Genomic DNA, 18,198 nt, shown 5'->3' with positions numbered 1-18,198 from the left:
CGTCCTCATAGGTAGTGATCGACCAGCAGCGCTGCGAAGAGCAGCGTGAGGTAGGCAATCGAATAGCGGAACGTCGCGCGTGCGAGCTTGTCGCTGTAGCGACGCCAAAGCGCCGTCGCGTACGCGATGAAGATCGCGCCGAGCGACAGCGCATTCACCAGGTACACGGCACCGCTCATGCCCGTGAAGAACGGCAGCACGCTCGAGACGACGAGCCCGAGCGTGTAGAGCAGCACCTGTCTGCGCGTGTGTCGCATCCCGTGCGTCACCGGGAGCATCGGCACGCGGGCCTTCGCGTAGTCATTCCGGCGGTAGAGCGCGAGCGACCAGAAGTGCGGTGGCGTCCACACGAAGATGATCAGGAACAGCAGCAGCGCGTCCGCGGATACCTCGCCGGTCACCGCGGCCCACCCGAGCACCGGCGGCATCGCGCCCGCGGCTCCTCCGATGACGATGTTCCGAGGAGTACGCGGCTTGAGCAGCAGCGTGTAGACGATCGTATAGCCCACGAACGTCGCCAGCGTGAGCCACATCGTCAGTGGGTTCACCAGTGCATGCAGCATGCACAGCCCGGCAAAGCCCAAGCCGGCGGCTAACGTCGCCGCTTCGGTGGTCTTGAGCCGGCCCGATGCCAGCGGCCGCCCGCGCGTGCGCGCCATCAGGGCATCCCGTTTCGCCTCGAGCAGGCAGTTGGTAGCCGCAGCGGCAGCCGCCACCAGGGCAATGCCCAAAGCGCCAAACACCGCCTGGACCAACGGGAGCCGCCCTGGCACCAGGAACATCCCGATCACTGCGGTGAACACGATGAGCGTGACCACGCACGGCTTGGTGAGGGAAATGTACCCGCGTAGGCGGTGTGCACCCGATTGGGCGCGCACCAGTCCGATCCTGGTCTCGTTCATGGATGGGGGCATGACTGATCTCACTTGGTGGGGTTCAGAGTGAAAGCCCGTTCACCTGCATAAGACGGCAATGCTGCGGATGGGGTTGTCGTTCGTCATGTGTCATGCGTCCTTTCAGCGGAGTTCGGCATGGGTAATGCCGGAGAGGCGGCCCTTGCGGGCACAGCACCGAGGATTGCGATGCATGCAGTCTCCGTTGGGTCCGCCGAAATGCCGGCGAGGGAAGCGGACAGAAAATTGATGTGGCAGGTCAACATGCTGGCGCTCACCTTCTGCGTGGGCGGCGCCGTGCTGCTCTGGCGCGACGGCTCTGCCTACTATCTGCTCGCTCGGGTCGGACTGCTCCTCTGCGCCTGGCTCGTCTGGCGCGGCCGTGCCGCCGCGCTTTCGGTGTCGCCGGTTCTTCTGCTGGGCACCGTGGCGTGCTCCGCGTGGGAGGTCCGGTTCGATTGGTCGCAGTTGCTGCCGCGCATCGATGTGTGGTTCGGTCTCGCCGCGTGGCTGCTGACCCCGTTCGTCTTTTGCCACCTGAGCGCGGCGGGGTCGCACGGCGGCAAGCTGCTGTGGGAGCTCTGGCGGCCAGCGCCATCGTGGGCCTCTTCTCCCTCTCGAAGGAATACCCCACGCTCGAGGGTGCACTGCCCGCCGGCGGCCAAGCCACCGACAAGATCCGTCTCGGACAAGACCGGCAAACACTACATCGGGGTCATGGTGGGCGGGCGCTGCTCCCTCGGCAAGCCCAAGAGCGATACGCTGCTGGAATACGAGTTACCGGACCGGCGCACCGCGTGGGCCGCAGCTGTGAGGTCATTCAGGCTCTTGTGAGGGGAAGTGCTTCCCCTACATTGGCGACCTCGAACCTTCGATGGCCTTCCGGTATGAGCGCGGGACGAGGCGGCATGGCGATGGCGCCCGCCAGTGCGTCGCTCAGTACCACGGCTTCCAAGACCTCGGGCGTGGAGTGCCCCTCGGTCACCTGGTCCAGTACCGCCTGTAGCAGCTCGAAGGCTTCGTGCTTGCGACCCTGCGCCATCCACAGGCGCCCCAGGCTCGCCGCCGTTCGCAGCTCCCAGGACAAGGCGCCGTCCTGGCGGGCCCGTTCGAGCGACCGGAGAAACAAGGATTCGGCGGCCTTGCTGTCGCGGCTGCGTGCTCGTTCACCGCGCACTCTCAGCAGTTCGGCCTGGCACCACCCGGCGTCGCCCGCGTCGCCGCGCAGGAAGGTCGTCTCGGACGCCCACGCCGGGTGCAGCGTGGCCAGCAGCTCCGCGAATTGCGTGATGCGCTGGTTGAGATCGACCGCGGCGGGCAGCACCGGGGCGGCGCCCTGGCGCTCGCCCTCTTGCCAGTCCAGCAGCGATTTGAAGGCGAGCCCATAGTTGCGCCACGACGCGAGCGAATGCTCGGCGGTGTGACGCAGCAGCAGCGAGATGCGTTCGCGCGCCACATCGAACCGGCCGGTCCACAATGCCACCGGACAAGCGGCAGCGGCCAGCGCGTAGGCGAGTCCGACGCTCTCGCCGTCGCGACGCGCATCCTCCACGGTTCGCATTGCGACCGCCTCGGCCTGTTCGGAGAGGCCCTGGAGCCACAGCACGCGAGCGAGGATCGTTCCCATGGCCACGCGGCGGTCGATCAGCGCGCCGCTTAGAAACGGCGCCCTGGCCGTCGTCGGCGCTGCCAGGCTGCGCTCGGCGTAAGTGCGCGCGCCTTGCTGGTCCCCGAGTAGATGCAGCGTCGGGGCCTTCATCCAGTCGTAAAGCAGCGTGGTCGCCGGATCGGTTGCTCCTGCCGTGAGCGCCTCGAACCGCTGCGAGAACTCGAGCATCGCCCGCGGATCTCCGCGAACGTAGGCGCCGATCCAGTTCGTCGTGTATGCATGCGCGAGCTGCCGCGTGTCGCCGCGCTCCTGCGCCATCGCCAGCGAGCGCTCGAGCGAGCGCTGTGCGGCCACATGATGCCCATGCGTGTGTGGCAGGATGAGTCCGAGAACCAGCTGCAGCTCGAACTCGAGCTGCGCAGGCACCTTCGGCGAGCGCGCGAGCGCGTCCATCGCGGCGCTTGCGAACCGCGAGCCTTCATCGATTCGGGAGAGCTGAAACAGCAGCAAGGCGGATCTGACCGTGATCGCGATGCCGAGGTCGACATCGCCGTCCGCCGACATCGCCCAGGCCACTGCCGACCGCACGTCGTCCAGATGCCGCCCGTATCGCTGTCGCCAATCGAACGCTGCAGCGTCGCGCCAGGCGTGTTCCGATTCGCGCATCAGATCCAGGACATGCTCGGCATGGCGCCGTCGCACGGCGCGGACTTCTCCCGCCTCTGCCAGGCGGTCCGACAAGTTGCGGCGGGTCGGAGCGAACAGCAGCCTGAAGTTCGCACGGCCGCTGCTGGCGTCTACCGACACCAGCGACTTCGCGGCAAGGTCCCTGACCGTGTCGGAGGCTTCCGCAGGCGTCAAGGCGTCGCAGGAAGCGATCACGCCGGCAGACTCCAATGTGAAGTTCCCGGGAAACACCGAGATCCTTGCAAGCACGGTACGCTCGCGGCCTGACAGGAGCGCGTAGCTCCAGCTGAGCACCGCCTCGAGCGTCCGGTGTCTGGGCACCGCTGTGCGCGGGCCCGTGCTGAGCCTGCAGAAGTAGTTGCCGAGTGCCGCCTCGACCCCGCGAAGGCCGAGCGTGGAGACGGAGGCCGCGGCGATCTCGATGGCGAGCGGGATGCCGTCGAGCCGACGGCAGATGTCGGCCACGGACTGCGCGTCGACGTCTTCGAATGCGAAGGTGTCCAGCGCCGCCGTTGCCCGGTCCACGAACAACTCGATCCCACCGAACTGCATCGCCTCGGCTGCCGTGAAGCTCGAGCCTTCGGTGGGTAGATCGAGCGGCTGCAGTCGGTGGACTCGTTCGCCTTCGGCCCGCAAGGGCTCGCGGCTCGTGGCCAAGATGCGGACACCGGGTGCCGATCTCAGCACGGCTTCGGCCAGTTCCGCAACCGCGTCGAGCACATGCTCGCAGTTGTCCAGGAGCAGCAGCAGCGACTTGTCTTGGAGGAAGGCCAGGATGTTGGGCATGGCGTCGTCCACGCTGGCGTTCAAGCCCAGAGCCGTGGCGAGCGCATCGGGCACACGACCTGCGACTGAGAGGGGAGCGAGGTCGATGAAGTGAACGGGCGATTGCCCCGGTTGCGCGGCGACGGCCCCAGCGACCGACACCGCGACAGTCGTCTTCCCTATGCCGCCGGCACCGACGATGGTCACGAGGCGGTGCTGACGAACCTGCTGCGTCAACAGGGCGGTGGTCGTGTCTCGCCCCACGACGCGATGCAGAGGACGCGTCAGCCCGGGCGTTGCTCGTTCCGGGTCAGAGGGCAAGGTCCGCGACGCGCCGCCGCGGATGCGGCTCAATGGCGCCACGAAGCTGTAGCCGCGATTGGGAGCGTTGACGATGTAACGGCGGTCGTCCCGACCATCGCCCAGTGCCTTGCGCAGGGCGCCGACGTGAACAGGCAGGTTGCCCTCGACGACGACGGCGCCGGGCCAGACCGTGTCGAGGATGTCGCTCTTCGGAACAAAGGTCCCCGCCCGCCTGATCAGCAGCACCAGAATGTCGAAGGCACGACTTCCAAGGTGGATGCGGGTGTCCCCCTCCATGAGTACGCGTTGTGCCGGCTGCAGCGCAAAGGGTCCGAACCGGACAACTTCATCGGCCAAGTCGGCGGCTGTCTCGTCGGGCGTCATGGTCATCGAGGGCCTTCCAACAAAGTGGGCACGATGACGAAATCTAGTACGCGTGCTTGCGCCGAAACAGCGTCGTCTGCGCAAATGCTTGTTGCTGGATTTGGAAGGATCCGTCGCGCCTGGCCTCTGGGCGTAGCCACTAGGGTGATCCGGCACCTCCAGGATGGCGCGCGATTGATGCGGTGCGAGGGCTCTCAAGCTGGATGGATCGAACTCTGCCACGACCAGCGGCTTTCGCCGGCCTTGATCACTTTGGAGACGGACCGACGCGAAGGACGGGCCAGAACCCTTCGATGCGTATTACCCGCGTTGATATATTGAGGCGCGCGCAGCACCATCCTCACCGACGACGTCACTGGCAACCAGTCTGGGCCGCCTGCCCCGGTGCGAGCAGGCGTCTACCTTGCTCGAGGCAGCATGCAGTCGCTTCCCGGCCCGACAGGAGCATCGCGCTTTAGCGCCCTTTAGAAGTCGCAAGAGCCCCTTATTCAGCGAAGCAGTGATTTGGAAATCTTGCTGACGATTGATTGGCGTTGCACTCGGCCAGGCGCCAAAGTCAGGGCATGCGGCGTCACTCCATGGCGCCATCAACGAGTGCCCACCATGTCTGCCCGTCACCTCACGATTCACCAACCGACGCACCCTCGCACCGATCACGCATCGCCCGCCGGTGGCCGAGGGCCCGGCAGCCTGGCCGCCATGCTGGACGTTGCCAGGCGGCGGGGCGTTTCGACCCGGCAATTGCTTGCACGCACCGGCTTGGCCGAAGGCGATCTTTCCGACCCCGGCTGTGTGATTCCCCAGCACGCCGAGCATCACGCGATCGAGAATCTCAGCGTGCTGTGCGGTGATGTCGCCGGCCTGGGGCTCGAAGTCGGCGCCCGCTACCGGTTCACGACCCTCGGTCCCTTGGGATTCGCCATGGTCAGCGGCTCGACCCTTGCGGATGCGACTCGTCTGGTAGTGGACTATGGCGAGCTCTTCGACCCGTTCGTCACACTCGAGCTGCACGGGGACGCTTCCCGCTACGGCGTGACGGTACGACCGCGATTGGTTTCGCCCGAACTCGTCCGCTTCGTTACCGAGCGGGCGGTCGCGGCGCTGTTGACAACGTGGCGCGACATCGCGCGCCGCGACCTTTCGCCGCGCGGCGTGTCATTTGCGTTCGCGCGCCCGGCAGAGGACGAACCCTACTCGCGTCTGACCGGAATTCAGGTGGGCTTCGCCACCACGCATACCCACCTTTCGATGGACGCGGACGACATGGCGCTGCCGCTGGCTCATGCGGATGAATATGCCTTGCGGGTGGCGCAGGCGCAATGCCTGCAGTTGCGGGACGCCGTACGCGACCGCGCCAGCGTGGCCGGACGAGTAAAGACTTTGCTTCGCGCGCATTCGGAAGGAGTGCCCGAGATGGGTGAGGTCGCAGCAGCCTCGTGCATGTCCGAGCGGACATTGCGACGTCATCTTCAGAAGGAAGGCACGACGTTCGCAGCCTTGTGCGACGAGATTCGCAGGTCCACCGCAGAACAACTCCTCAGTTGCAGCCGCATGCCTATCGAGCACATCGCCGGCCGCCTCGGGTATGCAGAGCCCGCGAGCTTCATCCATGCATTCAAACGCTGGAAGGGCCGCACGCCGGGCGCGTTCCGATCGGCGCTCCGGTCGGGGGCCACGCCGTGATCCCACCGAGTGCCGCATTGGCGTCGTCGACGCCGGAAATTGGAGACACTATGAATCAACAGCAGTTCGAAACATTCATGACGGACCAGATCGCCGCCAACGCGGCGCCGGGTGAGGGCACTGACGTGCAGCTTGGGAGGCCGTCTATGCGGCTTGAAGAGTACTCACCCGCGAACGTCCTGACACTGCACCCCGACCCAGTCGTTCGCGCCGGGATGGTGGCATCCTGCATCACCGGCGACGACAAAGCGCAGACTGGAAATGCCATGAAGGAACCAGACCTCCTTCCTCTGACCCAACGCGAGCAGCCGGCCGATCACGAGGACAGCGTACCCGTCCCATGGACGGAGCGCGGGTTCATCGCCGTCTTGCTGGCGTTCGGTGTGTTCTATGTCGGCTGGTCCCACATGAACACCCTTTCCGAATGGGACGATGGCCGCGACCGAGCCGAACTGGTGGGCGCTAAGCTTGCCGCCGGCGGCGCCGGCACGGAGGCCGATAGAACCGCGATCCATGCAGACTCCAGCGGATCCCTCACGGTCAAAGAACACCCGCATACGGCGCCCTCCCTCATTTATGGCGGAACTGAGCGACGATCAGATCGCCTCGGTGCTGATCCATGTGCGCTCCACCGGGGCGATGCCGCCACTCCCGCAACGGCCTGCGTAGACCATCGTTTTCTTTCGCGAACATGGGGTCGCGAATAACAAAGGTTTTCCCTTATGCCACATGAGTCACTACTTTCGTGGCACTCCACCCAACACTACCTCGAAAGGAAGCACCATGAAAATCTCAAAGATCCTCGTTTCATTGGCCTTGTCCTCTATCGCCATCGCAGGCGCTCAGGCCGAGACCTATGAGGGCGTGCACCCTCTGACGTCCTCTGCCAACCGCGCCGATGTCGCGCGCGAAGCTGTTAACGCAGCCCACGCCGGCAACGTGTACGGCGAGGCTGCCGGCATAGGCGCGGGCGCCGAGTCGTTCAATTCGATCGCGAGCCGTGCGGTAGTCCGCGCCGAGGCCGTCGCGAAGGCGCGCGAGAACCGCGACAGTCTCGACCGCCGTTCTTTCTACCGCGACCAAGTACCGGCCCAGTTCAACACAGGCCTGTCCTTCACGCGGCAAGCATCGCGCTAATCGCTGGTGCTTTCGATCGCAATGAACGGTCCTTCGGCTCCGCCTTGCGTTTTGGGCTCGCGCTGCATGTACCTCACGTTCAGTTCGTGCGATCCGGAGATCGAAGTTGTCGAACTGTTCCCCTAAGCGCTGATCGCAGTCGTGCGTGCCGACCATCCGTTCGCCGTCCGACCTGCGATCGCGCGCCGCTCGGGTGGTCCGACGGGAGCAGTACTACGTGACAAGGCGAATCAGCATGGCTTCAGGGCTCGGGGTAAATGCTTGGCCGTGCGGTCAGTCGAGATTGGAGGTTTGCATGCCAAGCATGTCAATCACCCCACGGAGGGGCTCCCGACATCGTGGGAGTGCGCCTCCCAGGCGGCGTTGCCGCCGCTTCGCTCCGTTCCGTTGCGCGCATCCGACTCCTGCACTACAGCTAGCGCACCGAGGAGGCGTATGCCTACTGGTGCCGGGCATTCATCCGTTTCCATCATCTCCGGCATGCCAGCACGCTTGACCCCAGCCGTCGAAGCGCCTTCTTGTCCTGGCTCGCCGACGACCGAGGCGATGCAGCCTCCACGCATCGCCAGGCATTCTCGACTCTCCTCTTCTTGTACGGGAAGGTACTCGATGTGCAACTGCCATGGATGGGGAGATCGGCCGCAGGTAAAGCGCCGGATTCCGGTCGTGCTCATTCACAAACCGGCCACGCCGCATACGCTGCGACATTCATTTGCAATCCACTTGCTGCAAGCCGTTTACGACATGGCAGAACTCCTGGTGCATTCCGAGGTGGCCACCACGATGATCCACACGCATGTGCTCAAGGTCGGTGGCGGCGGTGTGCGCAGCCTCGTGGATGCCTAGCTGCCCAGTTCTTAAGGATCGCGACCATCCCCGAAGCTGCCGTTGGCGAAGGTCGGCTAGTGGCCGACACCGCCATTCCAGATTGGTTCCTGGAAGCTGCCGTTCGGCTGGGCCGCAGCGAGGCCCTTGGGAAGGCGGGCAGACCAATCGCTCGCCGACCTCTGCGATCGACGGCATGCCAGATTGATTGCCGCCAGGATCAGATTTCAGTTGCTCCGAGATCTCCAAGGCGTCGTCCACCTCGATGCCGAGGTACCTCACCGTCGACTCGAGTTTGGCATGGCCAAGCAGCAACTGTACGGCGCGCAGGTTGTTGGTGCGGCGGTGGAGCAGCGTTGCCTTGGTTCGCCGCATCGAGTTTCAGACAACCGGCATTGATCCCGATCCGAGCGCCTCGGCAGCCAAGCTTGCTTCTTTTGGCCATCTTCTGGCCCAAATCGCATCCGGCCAAGGACTCATGCCCGCTCGCAGGCTGGTGCATCGGTGCGCGGCAGCACTATTGCAAAGACCGTGCGGTCGATCGTGGAGTCAACTTGGATCTCGCCGCCGTGAGCCCTGGCGATCTCTCGAACGATGAAAAGACCCAGTCCAAGATTGGCGCTGTCGGCGTTTTCGTCATGATGGCCTCGCCGTAGCGGCTCGAACAGGCCTTTGATGCTTTCATTCGGAATCGGCGGGCCGCTATTGGCGACGGAAAGGTGAACGCCGCTGGCATCGCCCCAAAGCCCGACCTGGATGGCAGCATCGCGTGCGCCGTATCGGGCGGCGTTGGTCACCAGATTTCCGAGAACTTCCCGCACGCGAGAGCCGTCGAAACTTCCGAAGGTGTCGCCGGCGGCGTCGTACTCGATCTCCACCTGGGGAAGTGCTGCGCGCAGAAGGTCGATCTCCTCGACACAGGCCGCCGCCAGATCAACCGGCGCGCGATGGATTGCAATGCCCAGTCCAAGTGAGGCACGGCTGAAATCTAGAAGATCGTCGAGCAACGCCTTCATGCGCTTGCCGCTTCGGATGAGCCGCAGTGTATGGTTGCCAACCGGCACTTCAGTGGTCATTCGCGAAAGCAGTTCGGCCGTCAGAAGAATTGCATTGAGCGGGCCTCGCAGGTCGTGTCCCAGCACGCCAAGAAACACGTGTCGCCACCGATCGACTTCCGCGGTGAAATGTGCGACCGACTCGGCGACGGCTTGGTCGATCGCTTCGTTGAATCTGATCAGGTCGTCGACGACGTCCGGGCCGCTGGCCAGCCCTGAATCGAACCACAGTCGAAGGGTGCAGGCGCGCAGGGCCCTGTACTCCGCCACCAGTTGAGCAATATCGAATCCCGCCTTTGCGCGCAGCAAGGCATGCGTCTGTGCCGCCGTTTCAGGCGCACCCTCCACACCGGCCTGGTGTCCAAGCGATTTGGCAATCTGCTCTCGATCCGTCTGGGGCGAACGCAAGTCCTTGGCGACCGCCGCCAGGATCATCGGGATGTGGTCGCGCAGCGCCGCGTGATCCAGGAAGGAGGCGGCCGGCAGCTGCGTTTGGGTGAACGCCTCCGAGGCCGCCAGAATCGGTTCCACATTGCCGTCGATGAATTCGGCCAAGCGCATAGGGTTTCCTTGCAGGCTGCCGGGAAAGGGCACAGGCCATCGTAGACCGTACCGCGCGGATACGGTGCTGCGAGCGAGGAGCAAGACTTGTCACAAGGGCTACTCGCATGGCGACGGACTCCGCTTCGAAGTCTCGCAAGGGTGAAGCCGCCTGCAGACGGCTGCCGATGCCCGCTTCGCCGGATCAACCCGCTGGCGGATCGTTCTCGCGGCCGAAATGCCGAGGCTTGCCCATGGCACCGATGAAATCGGCGATCGCTTCGTCGGCGGCGGTCGCGTCGGCCAGGATCAGGCCCGGGTCGGCCGAGCCATCCGGCATCGTCATCGGTATCTGCGCTTCGGCGAGCAGTGCTTGCGAGGCGCCGAAAGCCAGGATGGTCTTGCAGTGCCAGTATTGCGCGCGCACGAACTCAAGCGTGTGGGCGTCCGCATCGAGCGCGGCGACCGCATCTGCGCCGTCCGGCAGCACCAAGGCGTCGAACAGGAAGCCAGGCGAATTCTCCATGGTCGCGTCCGCGGCGAATTTCTCGCCGCCCATCCCCACACAGGTGCCGAGACGGGCTGCCACCAAGCGGGGCACGGCGCCCGCCGCCACCAGCGCTGTCACCAGCTTGCCCAGCGATGCGCCTTCGACGCCGTTGGCAACCAGCACCGCGATCTTGCGCGTCCGGATGCCGCCGTCGCCGGGCCGGGCCAGGAGCGACAACGCCGGCGAGCTTTCGACTTCCGGGGGCCCCGGATTCTCCAGCGCCTTCGGCATCGGGGCGGGCAGATCCATGCCGAGGTCCTGCGCCAGCCGCGCCGCCAGGTCGGGCGCCGCGTTGAGCAGGCTGGCGACCACGCGCTCGCGAATCGCGGGTACGGTGACCTTCGACAACTCAAAGCGGAAGGCATTGCCGATGTGTGCCTTCTCGACATCGGACTGGCTTTCGAAGAAGAGGCGGGCCTGGGTGTAGTGGTCGGCGAACTTCTCGGGCTTGATGCGGACCTTGTCGGCGCTCTCCTTGGCGTCCAGGCGCCGAGCGACGCTGGTAAAGCCCTGGGCGGCACCGGCCTGGAACGGGCAGCCGCCGGCGAGCGAATTCGGCTCGTAGGCGACCCGGCCGCGATGGATCGCCTGCCGGTGCATGCCGTCTCGCTGGTTGTTGTGAACCTGGGCAACCGGTGCGTTGATCGGCAACTCGTGGAAATTGGGACCGCCGAGCCGGCTGATCTGCGTGTCGACGTAGGAGTGGATGCGTCCTGCGAGCAGAGGATCATTCGTGAAATCGAGTCCCGGCACGATGTGGGCCGTGCAGAACGCCACCTGCTCGGTCTCGGCAAAGAAGTTGTCCGGATTGCGGTTCAGCACCATGCGTCCGACCACCTGCACCGGCACCAGTTCCTCCGGAATGAGCTTGGTCGCATCGAGAATGTCGAAGCTGAACTGTTCGGCCTGCTCCTCGGTGAAGATCTGCAGGCCGAGTTCCCATTCCGGGTACTCGCCGGCCTCGATCGCCTCCCACAGATCGCGCCGATGGAAGTCCGGATCGGCGCCCGAGATCTTCACCGCCTCTTCCCAGACCTGGGAATGGGTGCCGAGCTTGGGCTGCCAATGGAACTTGACCAAGACGGACTCCCCCCCCTCGTTGACCATCCTGAAGGTGTGGACGCCGAAGCCTTGCATCATCCGGTAGCTGCGCGGAATCGCGCGATCCGACATCAGCCACATCAGCATGTGCGTGGACTCGGGCATCAGGGAGACGAAATCCCAGAACGTGTCGTGGGCGCTGGCCGCCTGGGGCATCTGGTGATGCGGCTCGGGCTTGACCGCATGCACCAGGTCGGGAAACTTGATCGCGTCCTGGATGAAGAAGACCGGCATGTTGTTGCCGACCAGGTCCCAGTTGCCTTCGTCGGTGTAGAACTTGACCGCGAAGCCGCGCACATCGCGCGCCGTGTCCTTGGAGCCCCGTTCGCCCGCCACGGTAGAGAATCGAACGAACACCGGCGTGACCTTGCCCGCCTCCTTGAAGGGCGCAGCTTTGGTGTATGTGGTGAGCGGTTCGTAGCATTCGAAGAAGCCGTGTGCGCCGGAGCCCCGCGCATGAACGATGCGCTCGGGAATTCGCTCGTGGTCGAAGTGCGTGATCTTCTCGCGCAGGATGAAGTCCTCGAGCAAGGCCGGTCCACGCGCGCCTGCCTTGAGCGAGTTCTGGTTGTCGGCGATCGGCACCCCCTGGTTGGTGGTCAGTTGCTGTCCACCGGCGTCCACGCGAACGCGGTCGAGGGTGTCGATCGTGGCGTTGACGCCTTCCAACGCGACAGTGCCGGTCTTGCCGGAGAAGTTCCGTTCGGACAGCGTGCTGCCGGTGGGCAGTCTCGAAGGCGGGCTCACGGTGGCACCGACGGGCGGCGTCTGCGCGTTTTCCTGACCGTATTCCAGGGGCTTGTGCGGATTGGCCGTCATGCCACCGGCGACCGCCTGGGTGTCGATCGCCCTCTGGGCTGGCAGATCGCCCTTGCCCGCCGCGGGCGCAGCGGGCGTGGCGGGACCGCCGTCGGTGTTTCGTGCCGCGGCGTGTGCCGCGTCGAGTTCGACTGAAGGGGAGGGAAGTTTTTTGGCCATGGCGGTCTCGTTCGATGGGAGCGCGAGCCTATGGCGCCGGTTGCTTGCGTGCCTGTAGGAATTGGCCGCATCAACGGGTCCTGTGTGGCGGCGGGACGAATATTCCGGATCGGCCGCCGGAATTGCGCGCCGTCAGCCTTTGGTCATTGCGGGACGCGTCGGCATCCTACGTTTCCACCCGGACGCGCGTCCGAGCATCGTCGCTCCCCGCACCCACCATGGAGTTCCACGATGCCCACCACCAAGCGCGCTGCACCCGATGCCTGCAGCCTTCTCGATGCCGATCACCGCAAGGTCAAGAAGATGTTCGGCGACTACGAGACTCTCGCCAGATCCAAGGCCGCGAGCGCCGCCCAGAAGAAGCGCGATCTTGCCAATGAGATCTGCATAGAGCTGACCGTGCATGCGCGGATCGAGGAAGAGATCTTCTACCCTGCCGTGCGTGGAGCCATCAAGGACACCGATCTGCTCGACGAGGCCGAGGTGGAGCACGGCACGGCCAAGGGTCTGATTGCACAGCTCGAAGCCGCCGTGGACGTGGATGACATGTTCGATGCCAAGGTCAAGGTGCTGGGCGAATACATCGATCACCACGTGAAGGAAGAGCGCAACGAACTCTTCGTCAAGGCGCGCGCGGCCCGCGGCCTGGACTTGGTCGGCATGCGGGACCGGTTGGCTACGCGCAAGGAAGAGTTGATGGCAGAACTGTCTGGCGCAATGGTCTGAGGGTCGTCAGAGCGATCCAGTTCTGCGCCCTCGCGCGCGAGAGACGACCCGAACTTTCGCTTTGACATTTAGCGGCCATTGGCAGGTGGTGCTTGTGACCGCCACGTCGGATAGACCGATGCTAACGCCCTTGACTCAGGCGACGCGTTCCTTGTTCGGTCACGCGTTCGAGGCCATTGACATCTTGGGACACTAACCGGTGCGACCTCAGGCGAGCCGAAGCGTGGCTGGGCTCGACCTTGGCCTCGGTCCCCGAATCGTTGGCTAGGTTGACCAGCTTCGTCCACTGCTCGTCTTTTAGCTGAAGCTTCTTGACCATGAGTTCATCCGGACCATTGTGTGATTCCCTTCCGCTGCGCGTCCCATGTTTCCTCGTCGGGACTTCCTGCCGGGCAGTGTGCTGAATGTGCGCCCATTCGCGGGAATCCTGCGCCCAATTCTTCAAGCGCGCCCTGCAGCACGCGAAACGCTTCCGGGCGCTTCAGTCGGCATCTGAAGGTGCAGCTGGATTCACGGAGGTGCCGCGCACGCCGGTTCGAGCGACCCTCTTCGGGCCCGAAACGACGATGGTTCAGGCAGGCATCTGGGTTGAGGCGTGCGCCAGCGTGCCGGGTTCGACCTAGCGCAGCTGGGGGCTAAGTACCGCGCGTTGCGCGCGACCTCTTTATGCGGTTGTCGGGAAGGGTCGAAATCGTCGATGTCAAGTACTTGAAGAAGCAGATCGTTCAACGAGCAAGGCTACGTCTGCAGCACCTCGAAACCGGTCGTCGAGCGCAATTTGTACTGGCAGTTTGAACGGCGGGAACCGGCAACACTCCGTGTTCGCAGGTTTGAGGAAGACAGCAATCGCTTCTATGAGGGCTGAAATGTCAAGGCCCTTCATGGCGGCCGATTGTCAAGACTGAGCGGTCGAAGGTCGGGAACCGATGGAAGTCCGAGTCCGTCCCCGGACGAGCTTCTATCCGTGCGGGTCCGTGGACCCGGCACCTCATGCTGCATGCGCGCCAGGCGCGCTGGCAGGTTCCCGCTTGGCGAGGCACCCCATCTGCGAAACCGGCCACGACAGAGACGTGACCCTGCAATTGCACGGGCGCTTCGACCTTCGATCATGAAGTTCGCGTTTAAGCTCTCAAGTGATGCGCACCTGGGCATCAGGCCTGGACGACCTTCAATTGCGCGCCGGCCGGTATCTCGCCGTCTTGGAGGAAGTGCCACAGGGCAATGGCCAGACGCCTTGCCAGGGCCACGATACCTACTCGACGCATGCGTGCACCTTCGCCCGCGAAGCGCTTGTTGAACCAGCGGGCGATCGCACTGCCTGGCTGCAAGCGCAACCAGCCCCACGCCAGTTCCACTAGCAGAGTTCGGGCCCTTCGGTTGCCAGCCTTGCTGATGCCCTGTTCGATCTGGCTATCGCCACTGGCATACGGTGTGGGCGCCAGGCCCAGACAGCCGGCGAGTTCCCGCCGGTTGGCGAACCGACGCCAGCCAAATATCTCGTGCACGAGCACCCAGGCTCCCGTCTCACCGATCCCGCATAGGCGCATCAACTGCGCGACCATCGGCTTTTCTCCCTGTTGAAGCGCGTTGCGGCGTGTAGCCTCGATCTGGCGAACTTGCTCCTTGACGAGCTGCAGCCGCGCGAGTTCACGCTCGATTTCCGCGCACAGCTTTCTGCCCAACTGTTCACCGTGCTGTGCCCACCAAGTGGACCAATCGCGGCCGCCGATGTGCACGCGTGGGCGCAGGTTGTGCAGCACCAGCAGCGAACCGATTCGGTTGGTGTGCGAGGTGCGCTCGTGGATCAGCCGTTCGAGTTCACGATGCTCACGGCGTTCGTCCTCATCGCCCTCGCTGGGCTCGTGCAACACCGACCATACCCGCTCCCCGCGGTGGTGGCGCACAAGCATCGTCTGCAGCTTGTCGGCATCGAGCCGATCGGTCTTGGCGCGGCGGGCGCGCCGGTTGACCTCGATACTCGCGGCGTCAACCACGATATTGTCAACACCCAACTCGCCGCGGGCGTTTTGAATCGCTTGCCTGCTCGCGTGATGCAGTCAGTCACGGCAACCTGGTCGCCCGCCGCGATCGTGAATCGACTCACCGTATTGCGACCGTCGCCGACGCTCAGCTTCCACTGCTTGTCGCCGAGTTCAAAGCTCATGTACAGGTCATCGGGCTTGGCCGTCTCCTCGCGCCGTAGTGCTGTCCGGGTGGTAGTCATCTCCATGCTCCTTGAAAGAGAACTGGAGCCGCTGTTTTACGCTTTCCTCCAGCCCTTCATAGCATCTGCACAGCCGCCTCCTAGCCTCTAAGTCCGGGTCGTTGAATCGTTGCGGCGCACAATGAGTTGATGGAGACAATGAACGGACAACTTGCCGCTGCGCCGCGAGCCCGCGGATCTTCAGGATTGCTGCGGCGCTCCACGGCCGTTTTCAACAGGGGGGCCCGGATTGTCGTACTGGCCAGCACTCGCAGGCCGTGTTGCAGATGCGGTCTTGCCGGATTCCGTCACGCGCATCACCGTGGCATGCCCCGAATAAGTACGCGCCCCCCGTCGATTCGAGGCAGGAGGAATATCCGCTTCTATCAGTTTGGCCGTGAAAAGAACGGCACATTTCTCGATGTCGTCGTCGGCTTCGATGTTCATTGGAAGTCGCGCGCAACATAAGCGCTGGAGGAGTTGCATAGGCATGGCCGATCCTTTACGTTGCTCAATCGCGGCGTCAACCGATCTGAGAAATTTGCGCGCGCTTATGAGCCAGAAGATGCGCCTCCTTGGTAGTCCCGGTCCGTGCGTCACCGTACATTGGGACGAGCCGTCTGCCCCGGAGGGGTCGAAGAGCTCGTTCAAGGTCCCCGTGGCGCCGCCGAATCCCCCGTTGGTGTGCTAGCGCACAGACCCAAGCGCAGCACGAGCGCAGGGTAGGGCTGTTGGCGTGCGGACCTTCAGCGTTTGACCGAGGGAAGCCGGCTTCGCCACGCAAGGAGATGCAGTGAGCGAAAAAGCGATCAATTATCCGGTACCAGAGGCTGCCATGAAGGGCGCACACGTATCCGGCATGCCGGCCTATCGGAAGCTGGTGGCCGAGGCCGACGCCGATCACGGCGCCTACTGGGGAAGGCTGGCCCGAGAGTTCGTGAGCTGGAAGACGCCCTTCACGGAATCGCTCGATGAGCGAGAGGCGCCGTTCTTCAAGTGGTTCGAAGACGGTACGCTGAACGCCTCCTTCAATTGCCTGGATCGCCATGTCGAGCGCGGCCTGGGCGAAAAAGTGGCCATCCTCTTCGAGGCCGACGACGGCCGCATCAACCGCGTCACCTATAGCGACCTGCTGGCGCGCACCTGCCGCATGGCCAACGCCCTGAAGGCGCGGGGCGTCAAGAAGGGCGATCGCGTCGTGATCTATATGTCGATGAGCGTCGAAGGTGTCGTGGCGATGCAGGCCTGCGCCCGCATCGGCGCAACGCATTCGGTGGTGTTCGGCGGCTTCTCGGCGCAAAGCCTTCGCGACCGCATCACGGGAGCGAGCGCAGTGATGGTGATCACGGCCGATGAGCAGTTGCGCGGCGGCAAGCAGCTTCCGCTCAAGGCCATCGTCGACGAAGCGATGGCGCTTGGCGGCTGCGAGTCGGTGAAGGACGTCATCGTGTACCGGCGCACGGGCCGCCAGATCGCCTGGGAGGCTTCGCGCGACCGCTGGATGCACGAGGAAACGCAGGCGCAGGCCGACACCTGCGAGCCCGAGTGGGTCGGCGCGGAGCACCCGCTGTTCATCCTCTATACCTCGGGGTCGACCGGCAATCCCAAGGGCGTGCAGCACTCGACGGGTGGCTACCTGGTGCACGCAGCAGTCAGCTCGACCTGGACCTTCGACTTGAAGGACGAAGACGTGTTCTGGTGCACCGCCGACATCGGATGGGTCACCGGCCACACCTACATCACTTATGGTCCGCTCGCGATCGGAGCGACTCAGATCGTTTTCGAAGGCGTGCCGACCTACCCGGACGCGGGCCGCTTCTGGAAGATGATCCAGGACCACAAGGTCAGCGTTTTCTACACCGCGCCGACCGCCATCCGCTCGCTGATCAAGGCGGCCGAGGCCAACGAGGCGGTGCATCCGAGGAGCTATGACCTCAGCAGCCTGCGCATCCTGGGTTCGGTGGGCGAGCCGATCAATCCGGCCGCCTGGGAGTGGTACCACCAGCACGTCGGCGGCGGCCGTTGCCCCATCGTCGACACCTTCTGGCAGACCGAGACCGGTGGCCACATGATCACGCCCCTGCCTGGCGCGACGCCGCTGGTGCCGGGCTCCTGCACGCTGCCGTTCCCCGGCATAGCAGCCGCTGTCGTCGACGAAACGGGCAACGACGTACCCAACGGCCAAGGCGGGCTCCTCGTGGTGAAGAAGCCCTGGCCCGGGATGATCCGCAACATCTGGGGCGATCCCGAGCGCTTCAAGAGCAGCTATTTTCCGCCGGAGCTCAAGGGCTACTACCTGGCGGGCGACGGCGCCATCCGCGACGCTGAGTCAGGGTACTTCACCATCACCGGCCGCATTGACGACGTGCTCAACGTGTCGGGCCACCGCATGGGCACGATGGAGATCGAGTCGGCGCTCGTGTCCTGCACGGCGCTGGTGGCCGAGGCGGCCGTCGTGGGGCGTCCGGACGAGACGACGGGTGAGACGATCTGCGCCTTCGTCGTGCTGAAAGGCCCGCGGCCGACCGGCGATGAAGCCAGGAAGGTTGCAACCGAGTTGCGCAACTGGGTGGCGAAGGCGATCGGCCCCATTGCCAAGCCGAAGGACATCCGCTTCGGCGACAACCTGCCCAAGACACGCAGCGGAAAGATCATGCGACGCCTGCTGCGGTCGATCGCCAAGGACGAGCCCATCACGCAGGACATCTCGACGCTCGAGAACCCGGCCGTCCTCGATCAGCTCATGGAAAGGAACTGAC

General features: G+C 64.4%; 13 protein-coding genes and 4 pseudogenes. 9 read left to right on the top strand and 8 right to left on the bottom strand.

What is annotated here, in order from left to right; all coding sequences use genetic code 11:
* Positions 1-5: 5 nt before the first annotated feature.
* The gene (gene cyoE, locus QTI68_RS34920; protein WP_286528536.1) at positions 6-902 is read right to left on the bottom strand and encodes a heme o synthase; all 897 of its coding nucleotides are present in this window, start codon (positions 900-902) and stop codon (positions 6-8) included.
* 240 nt (positions 903-1,142) lie between these two features.
* On the opposite strand from cyoE, the gene QTI68_RS34915 reads away from it, so the two are divergent.
* The gene (locus tag QTI68_RS34915) at positions 1,143-1,727 is read left to right on the top strand and encodes a hypothetical protein (protein WP_286528534.1); all 585 of its coding nucleotides are present in this window, start codon (positions 1,143-1,145) and stop codon (positions 1,725-1,727) included.
* Here the strand turns inward: QTI68_RS34915 and QTI68_RS34910 are convergent.
* On the bottom strand, positions 1,714-4,647 hold the full coding sequence (locus QTI68_RS34910; protein WP_286528532.1) for an ATP-binding protein: 2,934 nt from the start codon (positions 4,645-4,647) through the stop codon (positions 1,714-1,716). The two genes, QTI68_RS34915 and QTI68_RS34910, sit on opposite strands and share 14 nt — an antisense overlap.
* Before the next feature lie 597 nt (positions 4,648-5,244).
* On the opposite strand from QTI68_RS34910, the gene QTI68_RS34905 reads away from it, so the two are divergent.
* The 6 genes and pseudogenes from QTI68_RS34905 to QTI68_RS40375 all read left to right on the top strand — a co-directional run bounded on the left by QTI68_RS34905 (position 5,245) and on the right by QTI68_RS40375 (position 8,307).
* Complete coding sequence (locus QTI68_RS34905) at positions 5,245-6,324, top strand: AraC family transcriptional regulator (protein WP_286528530.1); 1,080 nt, start codon at positions 5,245-5,247, stop codon at positions 6,322-6,324.
* A gap of 50 nt (positions 6,325-6,374) precedes the next feature.
* On the top strand, positions 6,375-7,031 hold the full coding sequence (locus QTI68_RS34900; RefSeq protein ID WP_286528529.1) for a hypothetical protein: 657 nt from the start codon (positions 6,375-6,377) through the stop codon (positions 7,029-7,031).
* Between the two features lie 76 nt (positions 7,032-7,107).
* Positions 7,108-7,461, top strand: coding sequence for an alpha/beta hydrolase (locus QTI68_RS34895; protein ID WP_286528527.1), 354 nt, complete (start codon positions 7,108-7,110; stop codon positions 7,459-7,461).
* A 458-nt stretch (positions 7,462-7,919) separates the two neighbouring features.
* A pseudogene (locus tag QTI68_RS40385) lies at positions 7,920-8,024 on the top strand (integrase); the annotation flags it as partial.
* Positions 8,008-8,205: pseudogene (locus QTI68_RS40380) on the top strand (hypothetical protein); the annotation flags it as partial. The pseudogenes QTI68_RS40385 and QTI68_RS40380, both read left to right, overlap by 17 nt.
* Positions 8,206-8,307, top strand: coding sequence for an integrase (locus QTI68_RS40375; protein WP_503011793.1), 102 nt, complete (start codon positions 8,206-8,208; stop codon positions 8,305-8,307).
* A 210-nt stretch (positions 8,308-8,517) separates the two neighbouring features.
* On the opposite strand, the pseudogene QTI68_RS34885 reads toward QTI68_RS40375, so the two are convergent.
* The 3 genes and pseudogenes from QTI68_RS34885 to QTI68_RS34875 all read right to left on the bottom strand — a co-directional run.
* Positions 8,518-8,667 (bottom strand): annotated as a pseudogene (locus QTI68_RS34885) (integrase); the annotation flags it as partial.
* A 95-nt stretch (positions 8,668-8,762) separates the two neighbouring features.
* Positions 8,763-9,902 (bottom strand): sensor histidine kinase, encoded by a 1,140-nt coding sequence (locus QTI68_RS34880; RefSeq protein ID WP_286528525.1) that lies wholly within the window; start codon positions 9,900-9,902, stop codon positions 8,763-8,765.
* A gap of 184 nt (positions 9,903-10,086) precedes the next feature.
* The gene (locus tag QTI68_RS34875) at positions 10,087-12,510 is read right to left on the bottom strand and encodes a catalase (protein ID WP_286528523.1); all 2,424 of its coding nucleotides are present in this window, start codon (positions 12,508-12,510) and stop codon (positions 10,087-10,089) included.
* Between the two features lie 231 nt (positions 12,511-12,741).
* On the opposite strand from QTI68_RS34875, the gene QTI68_RS34870 reads away from it, so the two are divergent.
* Positions 12,742-13,236: a hemerythrin domain-containing protein gene (locus QTI68_RS34870; protein WP_286528521.1), complete on the top strand. Its 495-nt coding sequence runs from the start codon at positions 12,742-12,744 to the stop codon at positions 13,234-13,236.
* Between the two features lie 121 nt (positions 13,237-13,357).
* Here QTI68_RS34870 and QTI68_RS34865 read toward each other — a convergent pair whose 3' ends face one another.
* The 3 genes and pseudogenes from QTI68_RS34865 to QTI68_RS34855 form a co-directional block, all read right to left on the bottom strand.
* Positions 13,358-13,555, bottom strand: coding sequence for a hypothetical protein (locus QTI68_RS34865; RefSeq protein ID WP_286528520.1), 198 nt, complete (start codon positions 13,553-13,555; stop codon positions 13,358-13,360).
* Positions 13,556-14,387: 832 nt separating this feature from the next.
* Positions 14,388-15,460 (bottom strand): annotated as a pseudogene (locus QTI68_RS34860) (IS110 family RNA-guided transposase).
* Between the two features lie 180 nt (positions 15,461-15,640).
* Positions 15,641-15,886: a hypothetical protein gene (locus tag QTI68_RS34855; RefSeq protein WP_286528516.1), complete on the bottom strand. Its 246-nt coding sequence runs from the start codon at positions 15,884-15,886 to the stop codon at positions 15,641-15,643.
* 361 nt (positions 15,887-16,247) lie between these two features.
* Between QTI68_RS34855 and acs the strand changes: the two genes are divergently transcribed.
* Positions 16,248-18,197, top strand: a complete 1,950-nt coding sequence (gene acs / locus QTI68_RS34850) for an acetate--CoA ligase (RefSeq protein WP_286528674.1) — start codon at positions 16,248-16,250, stop codon at positions 18,195-18,197.
* The last annotated feature ends 1 nt before the right edge of the window (position 18,198 follow it).

The organism is Variovorax sp. J31P207 (genome assembly GCF_030316965.1).
GTDB lineage: Bacteria > Pseudomonadota > Gammaproteobacteria > Burkholderiales > Burkholderiaceae_C > Variovorax > Variovorax ginsengisoli_B.
Note: the sequence above shows the minus strand (reverse complement) of the source record. Positions and strands in the feature narration are given on the sequence as shown.

Coding starts and splice junctions, on each gene's coding strand:
- cyoE (WP_286528536.1), bottom strand. CDS start 902: ATGAACGAGACCAGGATCGGACTGGTGCGCGCCCAATCGGGTGCACAC.
- QTI68_RS34915 (WP_286528534.1), top strand. CDS start 1,143: ATGTGGCAGGTCAACATGCTGGCGCTCACCTTCTGCGTGGGCGGCGCC.
- QTI68_RS34910 (WP_286528532.1), bottom strand. CDS start 4,647: ATGACCATGACGCCCGACGAGACAGCCGCCGACTTGGCCGATGAAGTT.
- QTI68_RS34905 (WP_286528530.1), top strand. CDS start 5,245: ATGTCTGCCCGTCACCTCACGATTCACCAACCGACGCACCCTCGCACC.
- QTI68_RS34900 (WP_286528529.1), top strand. CDS start 6,375: ATGAATCAACAGCAGTTCGAAACATTCATGACGGACCAGATCGCCGCC.
- QTI68_RS34895 (WP_286528527.1), top strand. CDS start 7,108: ATGAAAATCTCAAAGATCCTCGTTTCATTGGCCTTGTCCTCTATCGCC.
- QTI68_RS40375 (WP_503011793.1), top strand. CDS start 8,206: ATGGCAGAACTCCTGGTGCATTCCGAGGTGGCCACCACGATGATCCAC.
- QTI68_RS34880 (WP_286528525.1), bottom strand. CDS start 9,902: ATGCGCTTGGCCGAATTCATCGACGGCAATGTGGAACCGATTCTGGCG.
- QTI68_RS34875 (WP_286528523.1), bottom strand. CDS start 12,510: ATGGCCAAAAAACTTCCCTCCCCTTCAGTCGAACTCGACGCGGCACAC.
- QTI68_RS34870 (WP_286528521.1), top strand. CDS start 12,742: ATGCCCACCACCAAGCGCGCTGCACCCGATGCCTGCAGCCTTCTCGAT.
- QTI68_RS34865 (WP_286528520.1), bottom strand. CDS start 13,555: ATGGTCAAGAAGCTTCAGCTAAAAGACGAGCAGTGGACGAAGCTGGTC.
- QTI68_RS34855 (WP_286528516.1), bottom strand. CDS start 15,886: ATGAACATCGAAGCCGACGACGACATCGAGAAATGTGCCGTTCTTTTC.